We start from the raw sequence: 15,659 nt of genomic DNA, 5'->3' as shown, positions 1-15,659 counted from the left end.
CTCCGGTTATTCGAATAAAGAACCCACAGGCAGCGGTACCTGCAGCGCCATAGAAAACAGCAGCCACAGAATCAGGGTGATAGCGATGGCGAGCGTCAACGTCAGCCATGGCCGTCTGCGGTTCATGATTATCATCAGCGCGGTTAAGAAAAACGGCGTTGAAATCAGGTATCCCACGAAGCTCAACAGTACGATGTATCCCGCGACGATACCGACTCCTGCCGCAACGCGGCCACAGTGGGAGGGTTCGTGGTGAACATCGGCGGCGCGGTTTGTTAGCCAGTCGCTTGCCACTAACAGGCCTGCCAGCACTATGAGCGCGCCTGCATAAAACCGGGGAAAGGCGCCAGCGCCAATATCTGTCTCGATCGCCGTAGCCGGGAAATTGTGCGCAGTCACGATGACCGCGCACGCAATCACGCACAGTAAAACTCCCACGCTCATCACGACCGGGGAGAGACGGCGATGCGGTACGGTTAAAGAGGGTGATTCAGCTTTTATCGACATAACCGTACCTGCCCGTTATTTTTTCAGACCGAGTTTGCTCAACAGCTCGGCAAAATAAGCCTGCTGCTCGTTAATCTGCTGCTGGAAAGCGGCACCCTCAAGCCAGGCATAGTTCAGGTTGAGTTTATTCAGGGCATCCTGGAAAGCAGGTTCTTCAGCCGTGGCTTTGGCGGCAACAGACAACGTATCCACGATATCCTGCGGGGTGTTTTTCGGTACGATCAGGCCACGCCAGGTACCGATGGAGAGATCGATACCTTGCTCTTTTAGCGTGGGAACATCAGGAATGCTCTTCATGCGTTCATCCGCCATGATCGCCAGTATTTTCAGCTTGCCGCCATTAACATGGTTGATGACTTCCCCAGGGCTAACGGCAACTGCCTCGATATGATTGCCCAACAGGCCGGTCACTGCAGGCGCAGCGCCATCGTAAGGAACGTGGGTAAACTTCACGCCCGCTTTGTCTTCCAGAGCCGCTGCGGCCAGGTGCCAGATAGCACCGGTACCGGAGTTGCCAATGCGTACTTTTCCGGGGTTTTCTTTGGCCCATTTAAGGAATTCATCAAGGGTATTCCACGGCGCATCGGCGCTGACGGTGATAGCAGCAGGGTCCGCGTTCAGACGAGCGATAGGTTTAAAACTGTCGGTTTTGAAACTGACCATTCCAAGGCTGGGGAGGGTGGTCAATTCGACGGTACCAAGTCCGATCTTATAACCATTTGGTCGGGCCGTGGCGATTTCGGTAAAGCCGATAGCACCGCTGCCACCGGGTTTGTTAATGACCCCGATGCTGACGGGCAAATGTGTTTTTGCGGCGTCGGCGAAGGCGCGGGCGACCAGGTCGGTACCGCCACCGGCGGAATAAGGCACCACAAGATCGATTTGTTTGGTCGGATATTTAGCCGCTTGCGCAGGTAATGTGCTTAGCAGCGTTCCGGCCACGAGTACTGCAGAGAGGCATTGTAATGGCCTGGTAAGATGTCTAATCATAGTAATCCCTTATCATTGTTTATCCCGTCATACTTCAAGTTGCTTGTGCGTTGGCTGCGTTCACTCACCCCAGTCACTTACTTCAGTAAGCTCCTGGAGACTCACTCTCTTGCCGCGTTACTCGGCCTATGGCCTCGCCCCTTCGGGGCCAGCGCAAGCGCTGTTCAAGGCACAAGTGCCTTGTCCTGCAACTCGAATTATTTAGGGCTTATATATCGGTACATTTAACGTACGCGTTGTTGCCAGGCAGAGATAAACCCCCTGGCGGCCTGACGAACCTCTTTTACGCTGTCGCCTGGCTTATAAAGCGCTCCGCCCAGACCAAATCCATCCGCGCCTGCGCTGAGGTAATCCTGCATTTTTTCCGGCGTGATGCCGCCAACCGGGAGAAGGGGAATGTGGGGCGGTACGACGGCTCTCCAGGCTTTAATCACCGCGGGTGTTATCTGCTCGGCCGGGAACACTTTGACCGCATCCGCACCGTGTTCTATAGCGGCAAAGGCCTCCGTCAACGTAGCGGCTCCAGGGGTGCAAAGCAGACCTGCGTTTTTAGCGGCGGCGATTACCGCACAGTCGCTATGGGGCATCACAATCAGCTGTCCCCCGGCTTGTTTTACCCGCTCGACCTGCCGGAAGGTCATCACCGTTCCGGCACCAATCACGCAATCTTCCGGCAGCGTTTGGCGTAACAGTTGAATGCTGTCATAGGGCGTTGGGGAGTTGAGCGGAACTTCAATAAGACGAAAACCTTCTTCATACAGCGCGAGGCCTGCCTCTTCCGCTTCCGCGGTTTGGATTCCGCGCAGAATGGCGATAAGCCCATGTTCTTTAATGCAATCGGTCAAATCCATCTGTGTCTCTCCGTTATGCGCCGTGGATAAGCCTGGCGCGTAAAGCGATTTGCCACAGGCCAGCCACGGTGGCCTGAGCGATAAACTGAATTGGGCGATCCGCTATCGTCTGACGAAAGGCTCGCTGATAGCGTTCGCACAGGGTTGGGTTGCCGGTCAGTACGATCGGCGTGTTCAGGCGTCGTTCCTCATCAGCCAGTAGCGTCTGGCGCAAGCCAACAAGCTCATGGCCGATAACCAGTCCGGAAAGATAGTCAGACTGCTGTTGGCTTGAGATTTGTCCGGCCAGCAGTTTGGTGCGCGTCGAGAAGAGCGTGGAAAGCAGCCCTGCTTCTTTTTGGCGGATAGCTGTCGCGACGCCATCATCAAATACCTGCCAGTCTGTTTCTGGCGAGGGCTGCATTGTGGCGCCAAGAATGGAGTGATTTTTCAGGACATCGAAGAGTTCGCCGGTCATAAATGTGCGGAACCCCAGCACGTGGTTATGCTGCGCCAGCGCCCATTTGGAATGCGTTCCCGGCATGCCGATAATCATTTCGCCGCTATCTTCACTCTGGCTGCACAGGATGCCGAAAACTTGCGTTTCTTCACCGCGCATCACTTCCGGATCGTCACCATTAACCGCCAGACCCGGAATGATTGAAAGGCGTATTGCAGGCGATACCTCCAGTGAACAGAGCTGTTTAGCAAGGTCAGTCAGGCCCGTTGGACACGGTAAATAAGCGGCTTCTTTCCAGCCCTGGGCGCTGCCAACCATCCCGCAAGCGATAACTTCCCGGCAGCCGGTGGTCTGTAGCCAGTCGCCGCAGGCCGCGAGAAAGACCTCCTGGAACGCCGCGAGTCTCCCCCCTTTGTTGGCGGGTAACTTCATGATCCCGTAGGGAAGATCTCTGGACTCAAGCTGCTGGCCGTCATCGCCAAGGCGCCAGGCGCGCAGCGATGTCGTTCCCCAGTCCAGTGCTAATAAACGCGTGTGGTTATCCATGATTATTCTTACCTCCTTGTTAAAAGTGGCGAGTCGGTTAACCCGCCCAGCCAAGCTCCGCCGAAATATGGCCTGCATGGGAACGGACCAGCGGAATCAGGGCATCCATTCGATCCCGTGACATATAGGTCGCGGTGCTGGCGACGGATATGGCGGCGATGAGCTGATTGTGGGCATCAAAGATTGGAGCCGCTACGCAGCGAATGGTCGGTTCGTTTTCTTCCAGGTCGAACGCGTAACCGCCATGGGCGTAACGCTGCATACAGGTCAGAAAGCGCTGCAGAGAGTGCTCTGTGCCCTGGCGAAGAAAGAGATCCCGCAGGTCATCCTCAGAATCATTGATCAACAAGGCCTTGCCGATTCCGGTTAGCGCCAGCGGCATCCGGTGGCCTGGACGGGAACGCATTTCCAGTCCCCGCTGACTGTTAATTTTCTCCAGATACAGCACTTCATCACCTTCGCGCACGCCCAGATGCACGGTGTCTTTGGTGCTATCGGCGAGCTTTTGTAACCATGGGCGAGCCAGTGCCGGTAGTGAGATGGTATCCAGGGCTCGCGCGCCCAGTTCAATTAGCCGAGGGCCGAGGTCATAGCCGACATTTGCGGCATAGCGCAGATAGCGCTGTTCCACGAGTGCGGAAGCCAGACGATGCGCCGTGCTCCTGGGCGTGGCGGTGAATTCGCTGATGGATTTTAAGTCTCTGTGCCCCATTGCCACGGCATCAATCACCGCTAATCCACGGAGTAATGTCTGTGCTCCTGCAATGTGCTGCGTCTCTTTTAGCATCCATTAAGCCCTCTTATTTTGTGGTTACTCTGTCTTACCTCAAGAGCGATAACGGTGATTAAACGCACAAATTCCCGATTTATAAGATGTCGTCCCGATATGTGGGATTTGATGATGTGAACATGACTTTGCGTGGAAGCTCGCAGAAAATTCCTTTTAAACTGGACGTTTGTACAGCACAATTCTATTTTGTGCCGTAAGTGGTTGCCGCAGGGGGCGTTGTGGATATCTCGATTATTATTAGTGCCGTTGTGGCGCTGGCCGCTGGGCTGATTGTGGGCTGGCTGGCGACCAAAGCGCGCGCCGACCAAATCCGAGCCGACCTCATCGAAGAGCGTCGCGAGCTGGATATTGAGCTGAGCGCTGCCCGCCAACAACTGGTGCAGGAGTCCCACTGGCGCGAAGAGTGCGAGCTGCTCAATAACGAACTGCGCAGCCTGCGTGATATCAACACCTCGCTGGAGGCCGATCTCCGTGAGGTGACTACCCGCCTTGAATCCACGCAACTGCATGCGGAAGATAAAATTCGCCAGATGGTCAACAGCGAGCAGCGCCTTAGCGAGCAGTTCGAGAATCTGGCAAACCGAATATTCGAGCACAGCAACCGACGGGTGGATGAGCAGAATCGCCAGAGCCTGCACGGCCTGCTGACGCCGTTACGCGAGCAACTGGATGGTTTTCGTCGTCAGGTTCAGGAGAGTTTCGGTCAGGAGGCGCGGGAGCGTCACACTCTGGCCCATGAAATCCGTAATCTTCAGCAGCTCAATGCGCAAATGGCGCAGGAAGCGCTAAACCTGACGCGCGCGCTGAAGGGCGATAACAAAACTCAGGGCAACTGGGGGGAAGTGGTATTGACCCGCGTGCTGGAAGCTTCCGGGCTGCGGGAGGGCCACGAATATCAAACGCAGGTGAGCATCGAAACCGACAACCGCTCACGGATGCAGCCGGATGTGATCGTGCGTCTTCCGCAGGGCAAAGATGTGGTTATTGATGCCAAGATGACACTGGTCGCCTATGAACGCTACTTTAATGCCGATGATGATTACACCCGCGAGACCGCACTACAGGAGCATATTGCTTCCGTCCGCAATCATATGCGTCTGCTGGGTCGCAAGGATTATCAACAGCTGCCGGGGCTGCGATCGCTCGACTACGTTCTGATGTTTATCCCCGTTGAACCCGCCTTCCTGCTGGCGATTGACCGTCAGCCGGAGCTGATTAGCGAAGCGCTGAAGAACAACATTATGCTGGTTAGTCCGACTACGCTGCTGGTCGCGCTGCGTACCATCGCTAACCTGTGGCGCTATGAGCATCAGAGCCGTAACGCGCAGAAAATTGCCGAAAGAGCGGGGCGCCTGTATGACAAAATGCGCCTGTTTGTCGACGATATGTCCGCCATTGGGCAGAGTCTCGATAAAGCGCAGGATAACTACCGTCAGGCGATGAAAAAGCTCGCTTCCGGGCGCGGTAATCTGCTCGTTCAGGCGGAATCATTCCGCGGACTGGGCGTGGAGGTCAAACGTGGGATTAATCCTGACTTAGTCGAACAGGCCACAGCGCAGGATGATGAATACCGTCTTGAGGACGAAGACAACCCACCGGAAGATAACGATTTTTCATCAGATTCCGCGGCAGCTGCAGTATACGATGGCCGCTCTCAGCCGCGTTGAAGCGTATGGGAAGCGCGCTAAACCTGTTACACTCGACAAACATTTTCTTGATAAGCAAGCAGGCATTGAGATGGTTGAGGATTCACAAGAAACGACGCATTTTGGCTTTCAGACTGTCGCCAAAGAACAGAAAGCTGACATGGTGGCGCATGTATTTCATTCTGTAGCTGCAAAATATGATGTGATGAACGATTTAATGTCGTTCGGTATTCATCGTTTGTGGAAGCGTTTCACCATCGATTGCAGCGGCGTCCGTCGTGGGCAGACCGTGCTGGATCTGGCCGGCGGTACCGGCGACCTGACGGCGAAATTCTCCCGTCTGGTGGGCGAAACCGGCCGCGTGATGCTGGCGGATATCAATGATTCTATGCTGAAGATGGGCCGCGAAAAGCTGCGTAATATCGGCATTATCGGTAATGTGGAATATGTCCAGGCTAACGCTGAAGCGCTACCTTTTGCAGATAACACCTTTGACTGCATCACTATCTCTTTCGGCCTGCGTAATGTCACCGATAAAGAAAAAGCGCTGCGCTCTATGTATCGCGTGCTCAAACCGGGCGGTCGCCTGCTGGTACTGGAGTTCTCGAAGCCAATAATGGAGCCGCTGAGCAAAGCCTACGATGCCTATTCCTTCCATATCTTGCCGCGCGTGGGCGAGCTGGTTGCAAAAGATGCCGAAAGCTATCGCTATCTTGCTGAATCTATTCGAATGCACCCCGATCAGGACACCCTGAAAGGCATGATGCAGGACGCAGGTTTTGAAAGCGTCGACTACTACAACCTGACGGCCGGTATCGTTGCGCTGCACCGCGGTTACAAGTTCTGACAGGAGGGACGCTATGCCTTTCAAATCACTGGTTTCCGCCGGTATTGAGACGGTCCTGAATACTTTCCTCTGGCGCGACCAGGCGCTTAAACCTGCCCGGCAGCGGCTGCTGGGGAAAGTGCTGCGCGTCGAGTTGCAAGAACTTTCCGCACCCGTGGTGCTGGTTTTTAGCGAGCGTCAGGTAGACGTGCTGGGCGCATGGGAAGGCGAAGCCGATTGTACCGTGATTACCCGCCTCAGCGTGCTCCCGCAATTACGTAACCGCCAGCAGCTGACGGCGCTGATTCGCAGCGGCGATCTCGAAGTGCAGGGGGATTTGCAGGTGGTACAAAATACCGTCACCCTGTGCGATCTGGCTGAATTCGACCCGGCTGAACTATTGGCCCCGTATACTGGCGATATCGTTGCGGAAGGCTTCAGTAAAGTATTACGCGGCGGCACTCGCTTTCTTTTACAGGGCGCTCAGCGCCAGCAGCGTTATGTCGCGGAGGCGATCACCGAAGAGTGGCGTCTGGCACCGGGACCGCTGGAGCTGGCCTGGTTTGTTGAGGAAACCGCTGCTGTGGAACGAGCCCTGGCCGCGCTGGAAAAACGGCTGGAAACGCTGGAGGGCAAATGACGCCAGGAGAACTACGGCGCCTGTATTTCATCATCCGCACCTTTTTGAGCTACGGGCTTGATGAGCTCATCCCCAAAATGCGCATCACGCTGCCGCTGCGAATCTGGCGACGTATGCTGTTCTGGATGCCAAACCGCCACAAAGAAAAACCTCTCGGCGAGCGCTTGCGTCTGGCGTTGCAGGAGCTGGGACCGGTGTGGATTAAGTTTGGTCAGATGCTCTCAACTCGTCGCGACCTGTTTCCGCCGCAAATCGCCGATCAGCTTGCTATGTTGCAGGATCGCGTCGCGCCGTTTGACGGCCTGCAGGCCAAAAAGCAAATTGAGCAAGCGATGGGCGGCCTGCCGGTGGAGGCCTGGTTTGACGATTTCTCCATCGAGCCGCTGGCTTCTGCCTCTATCGCCCAGGTACACACTGCGCGCCTGAAAGAGAATGGCAAAGAGGTGGTCATCAAGGTGATCCGCCCGGATATTGTGCCGGTTATCAAAGCGGATATGAAACTCATCTATCGCCTCGCGCGCTGGGTACCGCGTCTGCTGCCGGACGGTCGTCGTCTGCGCCCGCAGGAAGTAGTTCGCGAATACGAGAAAACGCTGCTGGATGAACTCAACCTGCTGCGTGAATCGGCCAACGCCATTCAATTGCGCCGCAACTTTGAAGACAGCCCAATGCTCTATGTCCCTGAGGTTTATTCAGACTACTGCAGCGAAGGCATGATGGTGATGGAGCGGATTTACGGCATTCCGGTTTCCGATGTCGTTGCTCTGGAAGCGCAAAATACCAACATGAAGCTGCTGGCCGAGCGCGGCGTGCAGGTCTTTTTCACCCAGGTCTTCCGCGACAGCTTCTTCCATGCTGATATGCATCCGGGCAATATTTTTGTCAGCTATGAACACCCGGAGGACCCGCAGTACATCGGTATCGACTGCGGTATTGTCGGCTCGCTGAACAAAGAGGATAAGCGCTACCTGGCGGAAAACTTCATCGCCTTCTTTAACCGTGATTATCGCAAAGTTGCGGAGCTGCACGTTGATTCTGGCTGGGTACCTGCGGATACCAACGTTGAAGAGTTTGAGTTTGCCATTCGCACCGTCTGCGAGCCTATTTTTGAAAAGCCGCTGGCGGAGATCTCCTTTGGTCATGTGCTGCTGAACCTGTTTAACACCGCGCGACGCTTCAATATGGAAGTGCAGCCGCAGCTGGTTCTGTTGCAGAAAACATTACTTTACGTAGAAGGGGTAGGCCGTCAGCTCTATCCTCAGTTAGACTTGTGGAAAACGGCGAAACCGTTCCTGGAGTCGTGGATTAAGGATCAGGTTGGCATTCCGGCGCTGGTGCGCGCGTTTAAAGAAAAAGCGCCGTTCTGGATTGAGAGAATGCCGGAAATACCTGAGCTGGTGTACCAAAGCTTGCAACAAAGCAAGCAGTTGCAGAATAGCGTCGATACCATCGTGCGTGACATCCGGGTGCGGCATGTGCGCCAGGGGCAGTCTCGTTACTTGTTTGGTATAGGTGCGGTTTTACTGCTGAGTGGTACGCTGTTATTCATCCACCGCCCGGAATGGGGCATGATGCCCGGCTGGCTGATGGCCGCTGGCGTCGTAACCTGGCTTATCGGCTGGCGAAAGACGAACTGACGGCAGTCGCCTTTATCACTGCGCATAATATGCATACATAAATAATTCAAGTTTCAGAAAGGCGGCAAGTGAGCGCATCCCGATGAGCTTACTGTGGTAAGTGATTCGGGTAAACGACAAATCTGCCGGGAGCGGATTTGAACGTTGCTTGCGACGGCCCGTCAGGGCGAGGCACATGGATGTGCCGAGTAATCCGCAGCCAACGCATATGCAACTTGAAGTATGACTGTATATAATGCGTCCTAATAATTCATCATCTGGCATAGGGGAATGTGTATGGGTGGTATCAGTATTTGGCAGTTACTCATTGTTGTCGTCATCGTGGTTCTGCTTTTCGGGACAAAAAAGCTGAGCTCGCTCGGTTCGGATTTAGGCGCGTCGATCAAAGGCTTTAAAAAGGCCATGAGCGACGAAGATAAACCGGAGAAATCCGCGCCTGATGCCGATTTTGCGGCGAAAACCCTCGCTGAAAAACCGGATGAAGCAAAGAAAGACGAGACCAAACGCCACGACAAAGAGCAGGTGTAATTCGTGTTCGATATCGGTTTTAGTGAACTACTGCTGGTGTTCGTGATTGGCCTCATCGTCTTGGGGCCACAGCGACTGCCTGTCGCGGTAAAAACGGTAGTCAGTTGGATCCGCACGTTGCGGTCTCTGGCGGCTACCGTGCAAAATGAAATAACCCAGGAATTAAAGCTGCAGGAGTTCCAGGAAAGCCTGAAGAAAGTGGAAAAGGCCAGCCTGGATAATCTGACCCCTGAGCTAAAGGCATCGATGGACGAACTACGCGAAGCGGCTGAATCCATGAAGCGCTCCTACACCGCCAACGATCCTGAAAAAGCCAGCGACGAAGCCAACACGATTCATAACCCGGTAGTGCAGGGTAGTGAAGAGCAGCGCAAAGACATCACGCCAGCGACGGCTGAACATCAGGCCAGCGCGCCAGAGCACGTCCCTGAAAGCGTTGCTGAAGAACCCCTTGTTTCGCAGGTAGAACTTCCGTCTGCGAAAGAGAAAGTCGCCGTGACAGCTTCCGATTCCTCCCCCGCATCGAGTGATAAACAGTAAACATGGGCGTAGACGATACACAACCGCTAATTACGCATCTGATTGAGCTGCGTAAACGCTTGATCAACAGCATTCTCGCGATTCTGGTGATTTTCCTGGCGTTGGTTTATTTCGCCAACGATATCTATCAGTTGGTTTCTGCGCCGCTTATTCGGCAGATGCCGGTCGGCGCAACGATGATCGCCACGGACGTGGCCTCGCCTTTCTTCACGCCGATCAAGCTGACCTTTATGGTGTCGATCATTTTGTCGGTGCCGGTCATTTTGTACCAGGTCTGGGCCTTTGTGGCGCCTGCGCTGTATAAGCATGAACGTCGGTTGGTGATGCCGCTGCTGGTCTCCAGCACGCTGCTGTTTTACATCGGTATGGCTTTTGCTTACTTCGTTGTGTTCCCGCTGGCGTTTGGCTTCCTGACGCACGCCGCGCCGGAAGGGGTACAGGTTTCAACCGATATCCGCAGTTATCTCGATTTTGTCATGGCGTTATTTATCGCTTTTGGCGTCTCGTTCGAAGTGCCGGTGGCCATCGTGTTGCTGTGCTGGATGGGGGTAACAACCCCGGACGATCTGCGTAAGAAAAGGCCCTACGTGCTGGTTGGCGCATTCGTCGTTGGGATGTTGCTGACACCGCCGGATGTCTTCTCGCAAACGCTATTGGCGATCCCGATGTACTGTCTATTCGAAGTCGGGGTTTTCTTCGCGCGATTCTATACAGGCAAGCGCATGACGCGTGATGAAGATGCCGCCGCCGAAGAGGCGCAGGGCAAAGAAGAATAAATACCAGCCGCCCGCAAGGGCGGTTGTCATATGGGAGTAGTGATGTTTGATATTGGCGTAAATCTGACCAGCTCGCAGTTTTCTCGCGATCGCGATGAGGTTGTTTCCCGCGCGCAGGCGGCAGGAGTCACTGGCATGCTGCTGACGGGAACGAACCTGCATGAAAGCGCGCAGGCGCAGCAGATGGCGCGCCGCTACTCTGGCTGCTGGTCAACCGCCGGGGTTCATCCACACGACAGTAGCACCTGGACGGAATCCGTCGCGGCGGCAGTCTTTGCGTTGGCCCGCGAGCAGGAAGTCGTCGCGATTGGTGAATGCGGACTGGATTTTAACCGTAACTTTTCTACGCCGCAGGAGCAGGAAGCGGCGTTTAGTGCTCAACTGGCGCTGGCTGCGGAGCTGTCGATGCCGGTGTTTTTGCACTGCCGCGATGCGCACGAGCGTTTCCTGGCCCTGCTGACGCCTTGGCTCGATAAGCTCCCGGGGGCAGTGGTGCATTGCTTTACCGGTACGCGCGAAGAGATGCGTGAATGTGTGGATAGAGGTTTATCCATTGGTATCACCGGCTGGGTGTGCGATGAGCGTCGAGGGATGGAACTGCGAGAGTTGCTGGTTGATATTCCGGTCGACCGTCTGCTGGTTGAGACCGATGCGCCTTATCTACTGCCGCGCGATATGCGCCCGAAACCGTCTTCCCGCCGGAATGAACCTGCTTATTTGCCGCATATTTTGGCGAGTATCGCAGGGTGGCGTGGGGAAGACGCGAAGTGGCTGGAAGAAGTCACCGATGCTAACGTCAGAAGACTCTTTGGCGTGCGCTTTTAAGCGCGTCGTCAGATTTTATAAAAGTCCGTATTTTTGACGCTCTGCAATACCTGCTTGTTAAGCAGATTTAGCAGTAGCATAGAACGGGCTTCTCCGTCCGGTTCGGTAAAGATTGCCTGTAGACCTTCAAAGGCACCATCAGTAATCAGCACGTTATCGCCTTCATGAGGCGTTTCCGGATCGGTAATGCCTTCCGGCTTGTAGATGGAGAGCTGATGAATGACGGCGGACGGCACGATAGCGGGCAGTGCGCCAAAACGCACAAAGCTGTTCACACCGCGAGTCGCGTTGATGGTGGTGGTATGAATAATTTCTGGATCAAACTCGATAAACAGATAGTTTGGGAACAGGGGTTCGCTGACCGTCGTGCGTTTACCGCGGACAATTTTTTCCAGTTCGATCGTTGGCATCAGGCAATTGACGGCCTGCCGTTCGAGATGTTCCTGGGCGCGTTCAAGCTGCCCACGTTTGCAATAAAGTAAATACCAGGCTTGCATAATGACTCTTTCCACAGCTACTGGCAGCAAGCATAACAAAAGCCCGATGCGATCGCGAAATCATTGCGGATGAAAACGAAATTTCAGCGTTCTTTCACGCTAATTTAACAAAAATACAGCATCGCCCTGATGAACGCCGTATAATCAGCCGCCTGTATAGAGGTCAATAACAACTCCATGAAATACCACGATCTACGCGATTTTCTGACATTACTGGAGCAGCAGGGGGAATTGAAACGGATCTCCCTGCCGGTCGATCCTCACCTGGAAATTACCGAAATTGCCGATCGCACTTTGCGTGCTGGCGGCCCAGCCCTGCTGTTTGAAAACCCGAAAGGCTACTCCATGCCGGTGTTGTGCAACCTGTTTGGCACGCCAAAGCGCGTTGCGCTGGGGATGGGGCAGGAGGACGTCAGTTCGTTACGGGAAGTGGGTAAACTTCTGGCTTTCCTGAAAGAGCCGGAACCGCCAAAAGGCTTTCGCGATCTGTTCGATAAGTTGCCGCAGTTCAAACAGGTACTGAACATGCCGACTAAGCGCCTGCGCGGCGCGCCATGTCAGCAGAAAATTATCCAGGGCGATGATGTAGACCTGACCCGAATCCCGATCATGACCTGCTGGCCGGAAGATGCCGCACCGCTTATCACCTGGGGGCTCACGGTCACTCGCGGTCCGCATAAAGAGCGGCAAAATCTGGGCATCTATCGCCAGCAGCTGATTGGCAAGAACAAGCTGATTATGCGCTGGTTGTCCCATCGCGGCGGCGCGCTGGATTTCCAGGAGTGGTGCGCAGAGCATCCTGGCGAACGTTTCCCGGTCTCCGTGGCGCTGGGTGCCGATCCGGCGACCATTCTCGGTGCGGTGACACCGGTTCCGGATACCCTTTCTGAGTATGCGTTTGCGGGCTTGCTGCGCGGAACAAAAACTGAAGTCGTGAAGTGCGTTTCTAACGACCTGGAAGTGCCGGCCAGCGCGGAGATCGTGCTGGAAGGTTATATCGAACCCGGGGAACTGGCGCCCGAAGGGCCATATGGCGATCACACTGGCTACTACAATGAAGTGGATAGCTTCCCGGTGTTTACCGTCACACATATCACCCAGCGGGAAGATGCGATTTATCACTCCACCTACACCGGACGCCCGCCGGATGAACCTGCGGTATTGGGCGTCGCGCTGAACGAAGTCTTCGTGCCGATTCTGCAAAAGCAGTTTCCTGAAATTGTCGATTTTTACCTGCCGCCGGAAGGGTGTTCCTATCGCCTGGCGGTGGTCACCATGAAGAAACAGTACGCTGGTCACGCTAAGCGCGTGATGATGGGCGTCTGGTCGTTCCTGCGGCAGTTCATGTACACCAAGTTCGTGATTGTCTGCGATGACGATGTTAACGCGCGCGACTGGAATGACGTGATTTGGGCGATTACTACCCGAATGGACCCGGCGCGTGATACGGTATTGGTAGAAAACACGCCAATTGATTACCTGGACTTTGCCTCACCGGTTTCCGGTTTGGGTTCAAAAATGGGGCTGGATGCCACAAATAAATGGCCTGGTGAGACCCAGCGCGAGTGGGGTCGTCCCATTAAGAAAGATCCCGAGGTGACGGCACGTATCGACGCCATCTGGGATGAACTGGCCATCTTCAAATAACAGTAAGCGGGGCTAACGCCGCTGTTTTGCACAATAGACCCGATAGAGGGGACGCATGACAACCTTAAGCTGTAAAGTGACCTCGGTGGAGGCGATTACCGATACCGTGTATCGCGTTCGATTAGTGCCGGAAGCGGCGTTTTCCTTCCGTGCTGGTCAGTATCTGATGGTCGTGATGGACGAGCGCGACAAGCGTCCGTTCTCCATGGCCTCTACGCCATCGGAACACGAGTTTATTGAGCTGCATATCGGCGCATCTGAACTCAACTTGTATGCGATGGCGGTGATGGATCGCATTTTGAAAGAACGTGAAATCGAGGTCGATATCCCGCATGGCGAAGCCTGGCTACGCGATGATGAGGATCGTCCGCTGATTCTGATCGCCGGGGGAACGGGCTTCTCCTACGTGCGTTCCATTCTGCTCACTGCGCTGGCGCGCAATCCGAACCGCGATATCGCTATCTACTGGGGCGGGCGTGAAGCCAAGCATCTCTATGACTTATCCGAGCTTGAAGCGTTAAGCGTGAGACATCCTGGTTTACGCGTTGAGCCTGTTGTTGAACAACCTGAAGAAGAGTGGCGTGGTCGTACCGGAACCGTACTTACGGCGGTTTTACAGGATTACGGAACGCTTGCCGAGCATGATATCTATATTGCTGGCCGCTTTGAGATGGCGAAGATTGCCCGCGACCTGTTCTGCAACGAACGCGGCGCGCGCGAAGATCGCCTGTTTGGCGATGCCTTCGCGTTTATTTAACTCACCTGAAGTATCTGTTGTTCAAGGATGAACAATGAAACTGGTCACTATTTTTATCGGCCTGATTGTTGCAGGATACAGCTTGTTTCCACCTGCCATGCAGGTAAATACGCAAAGCGTTGTGACGCCGCGGTCGGTTCCGTCTCGGTCTAATCTGGCCGTGGCCCTGGGCGCGGAGCAGCAAATTGGCAAAACGCGATTCTACAATCCGGCTTATGTCCGGCTGGCTTATCCTGGCGGGGATGTTCCGTTGGAGCAGGGAGTTTGTTCGGATGTAGTGATTCGGGCACTGCGCAGTCAGCAGGTCGATCTTCAGCAGAAGGTGCATGAAGATATGCGGGCGAATTTTCGTGCATATCCGCAAAACTGGAAGCTAACCCGTCCGGATGCCAATATTGACCATCGGCGGGTGCCAAATCTCGAAACCTGGTTTTCCCGTCACGGCAAAGCGTTACCCATTACCCGGCAGCCTGGCGATTACCATCCTGGTGATATCGTTTCCTGGCGGCTGGATAATGGCCTGGCGCATATTGGCGTTGTTGCGGATCGATATACGCAAGGAGGCACGCCGCTGATTATTCATAATATAGGGGCGGGAACACAGGCGGAAGATGTGTTATTTAGCTGGCGTATAACGGGTCATTACCGCTATTTTCAGTCATAAAAACTGCCCCTCGTATCGTACGCGTGTCTTTATTGATAATCGTTAAAGTAAACGTAGAGCGGTTGCTCATTTTCAAGCAAACAGAGCATTTGCCCGGCGGCGTTCCCGTCCTTTTCCAGTGGCGCGGTTAGCTGCGTGGCGATATGCTGGCTGCCGATATTCTCGTCGTAACGTTCGGTATTGATATCGGACATCACCAACGTTAATTGCTTCAACTGCTGCTGGCCTTCAGGGTTTTGCGCCATTTTATTTATACCCCAGGTGAAGCATGCTTTCGCGTTGTCTTGTTCATCGGCAAGGACCGGGGCGGAAAAGGTGGCGAAAATAAAAAGACCAATAAGTGTTTTCATAACTTGTCCTTAAGATAGTTGGGAGTCGACTCGATAATACCTTAATGCAAGAAATAGAAAACTCACCTCAAATGAAGTGAATCTCACTTCTTCTGCTTCTATCATCCCGGCCCGTTTTAATCTCGACTATCGCCACCGTATTATGGTGTTTTCTGATAGTTGAGTGACCACTGTACATACCAGTAGCAGGTTATTATGGTCCT

The 15,659-nt window shown here is 54.4% G+C and carries 18 protein-coding genes; 11 read left to right on the top strand and 7 right to left on the bottom strand.

Translation table 11 applies throughout. The annotated features are described in order from the left end of the window. Positions 1 to 6: 6 nt before the first annotated feature. The 5 genes from HV213_RS28115 to HV213_RS28095 form a co-directional block, all read right to left on the bottom strand. Positions 7 to 507, bottom strand: a complete 501-nt coding sequence (locus tag HV213_RS28115; protein WP_228288580.1) for a tripartite tricarboxylate transporter TctB family protein — start codon at positions 505 to 507, stop codon at positions 7 to 9. A gap of 15 nt (positions 508 to 522) precedes the next feature. Continuing rightward, positions 523 to 1,497 (bottom strand): Bug family tripartite tricarboxylate transporter substrate binding protein, encoded by a 975-nt coding sequence (locus HV213_RS28110; protein ID WP_181484107.1) that lies wholly within the window; start codon positions 1,495 to 1,497, stop codon positions 523 to 525. Positions 1,498 to 1,721: 224 nt separating this feature from the next. Continuing rightward, the gene (locus HV213_RS28105; protein WP_181484106.1) at positions 1,722 to 2,348 is read right to left on the bottom strand and encodes a 2-dehydro-3-deoxy-6-phosphogalactonate aldolase; all 627 of its coding nucleotides are present in this window, start codon (positions 2,346 to 2,348) and stop codon (positions 1,722 to 1,724) included. A 13-nt stretch (positions 2,349 to 2,361) separates the two neighbouring features. After that, positions 2,362 to 3,333, bottom strand: a complete 972-nt coding sequence (locus HV213_RS28100) for a 2-dehydro-3-deoxygalactonokinase (RefSeq protein WP_181484105.1) — start codon at positions 3,331 to 3,333, stop codon at positions 2,362 to 2,364. A gap of 37 nt (positions 3,334 to 3,370) precedes the next feature. After that, complete coding sequence (locus tag HV213_RS28095; RefSeq protein WP_181484104.1) at positions 3,371 to 4,120, bottom strand: IclR family transcriptional regulator; 750 nt, start codon at positions 4,118 to 4,120, stop codon at positions 3,371 to 3,373. A 221-nt stretch (positions 4,121 to 4,341) separates the two neighbouring features. Here HV213_RS28095 and rmuC point away from each other — a divergent pair, with 221 nt between their 5' ends. From rmuC to tatD, 8 genes are all read left to right on the top strand, one after another. Continuing rightward, on the top strand, positions 4,342 to 5,790 hold the full coding sequence (gene rmuC / locus HV213_RS28090) for a DNA recombination protein RmuC (protein ID WP_181484103.1): 1,449 nt from the start codon (positions 4,342 to 4,344) through the stop codon (positions 5,788 to 5,790). A 70-nt stretch (positions 5,791 to 5,860) separates the two neighbouring features. Continuing rightward, positions 5,861 to 6,616: a bifunctional demethylmenaquinone methyltransferase/2-methoxy-6-polyprenyl-1,4-benzoquinol methylase UbiE gene (ubiE, locus tag HV213_RS28085; protein WP_110277498.1), complete on the top strand. Its 756-nt coding sequence runs from the start codon at positions 5,861 to 5,863 to the stop codon at positions 6,614 to 6,616. A gap of 13 nt (positions 6,617 to 6,629) precedes the next feature. Next, positions 6,630 to 7,235, top strand: a complete 606-nt coding sequence (ubiJ, locus tag HV213_RS28080) for a ubiquinone biosynthesis protein UbiJ (protein WP_112217100.1) — start codon at positions 6,630 to 6,632, stop codon at positions 7,233 to 7,235. Further along, positions 7,232 to 8,872, top strand: a complete 1,641-nt coding sequence (gene ubiB, locus HV213_RS28075) for a ubiquinone biosynthesis regulatory protein kinase UbiB (protein WP_181484102.1) — start codon at positions 7,232 to 7,234, stop codon at positions 8,870 to 8,872. Before ubiJ ends, ubiB begins: the two co-directional genes overlap by 4 nt. A gap of 276 nt (positions 8,873 to 9,148) precedes the next feature. Further along, complete coding sequence (tatA, locus tag HV213_RS28070) at positions 9,149 to 9,400, top strand: Sec-independent protein translocase subunit TatA (protein WP_181484101.1); 252 nt, start codon at positions 9,149 to 9,151, stop codon at positions 9,398 to 9,400. 3 nt (positions 9,401 to 9,403) lie between these two features. Beyond that, complete coding sequence (gene tatB / locus HV213_RS28065; protein WP_181484100.1) at positions 9,404 to 9,940, top strand: Sec-independent protein translocase protein TatB; 537 nt, start codon at positions 9,404 to 9,406, stop codon at positions 9,938 to 9,940. Positions 9,941 to 9,942: 2 nt separating this feature from the next. Beyond that, positions 9,943 to 10,716 (top strand): Sec-independent protein translocase subunit TatC, encoded by a 774-nt coding sequence (gene tatC, locus HV213_RS28060; protein ID WP_181484099.1) that lies wholly within the window; start codon positions 9,943 to 9,945, stop codon positions 10,714 to 10,716. Between the two features lie 30 nt (positions 10,717 to 10,746). Then, positions 10,747 to 11,541, top strand: coding sequence for a 3'-5' ssDNA/RNA exonuclease TatD (tatD, locus tag HV213_RS28055; protein ID WP_181484098.1), 795 nt, complete (start codon positions 10,747 to 10,749; stop codon positions 11,539 to 11,541). Between the two features lie 8 nt (positions 11,542 to 11,549). On the opposite strand, the gene rfaH is transcribed toward tatD, so the two are convergent. After that, complete coding sequence (rfaH, locus tag HV213_RS28050) at positions 11,550 to 12,038, bottom strand: transcription/translation regulatory transformer protein RfaH (RefSeq protein WP_110277484.1); 489 nt, start codon at positions 12,036 to 12,038, stop codon at positions 11,550 to 11,552. 177 nt (positions 12,039 to 12,215) lie between these two features. Between rfaH and ubiD the strand changes: the two genes are divergently transcribed. The 3 genes from ubiD (at position 12,216) to HV213_RS28035 (ending at position 15,106) form a co-directional block, all read left to right on the top strand. After that, the gene (gene ubiD / locus HV213_RS28045) at positions 12,216 to 13,685 is read left to right on the top strand and encodes a 4-hydroxy-3-polyprenylbenzoate decarboxylase (protein WP_181484097.1); all 1,470 of its coding nucleotides are present in this window, start codon (positions 12,216 to 12,218) and stop codon (positions 13,683 to 13,685) included. A 55-nt stretch (positions 13,686 to 13,740) separates the two neighbouring features. Then, the gene (gene fre / locus HV213_RS28040; protein WP_181484096.1) at positions 13,741 to 14,442 is read left to right on the top strand and encodes an NAD(P)H-flavin reductase; all 702 of its coding nucleotides are present in this window, start codon (positions 13,741 to 13,743) and stop codon (positions 14,440 to 14,442) included. A gap of 97 nt (positions 14,443 to 14,539) precedes the next feature. Beyond that, entirely contained in the window at positions 14,540 to 15,106 is a 567-nt protein-coding gene (locus HV213_RS28035) for a DUF1287 domain-containing protein (protein WP_228288641.1), read from the top strand. Between the two features lie 29 nt (positions 15,107 to 15,135). On the opposite strand, the gene HV213_RS28030 is transcribed toward HV213_RS28035, so the two are convergent. Further along, on the bottom strand, positions 15,136 to 15,456 hold the full coding sequence (locus HV213_RS28030; protein WP_181484094.1) for a hypothetical protein: 321 nt from the start codon (positions 15,454 to 15,456) through the stop codon (positions 15,136 to 15,138). Positions 15,457 to 15,659 lie beyond the last annotated feature (203 nt).

Source organism: Klebsiella sp. RHBSTW-00484, from assembly GCF_013705725.1.
In the GTDB taxonomy this organism is placed as follows: domain Bacteria; phylum Pseudomonadota; class Gammaproteobacteria; order Enterobacterales; family Enterobacteriaceae; genus Klebsiella.
The sequence above is the reverse complement of the archived record's forward strand: the minus strand, read 5'-3'. Positions and strand labels throughout refer to the sequence as shown.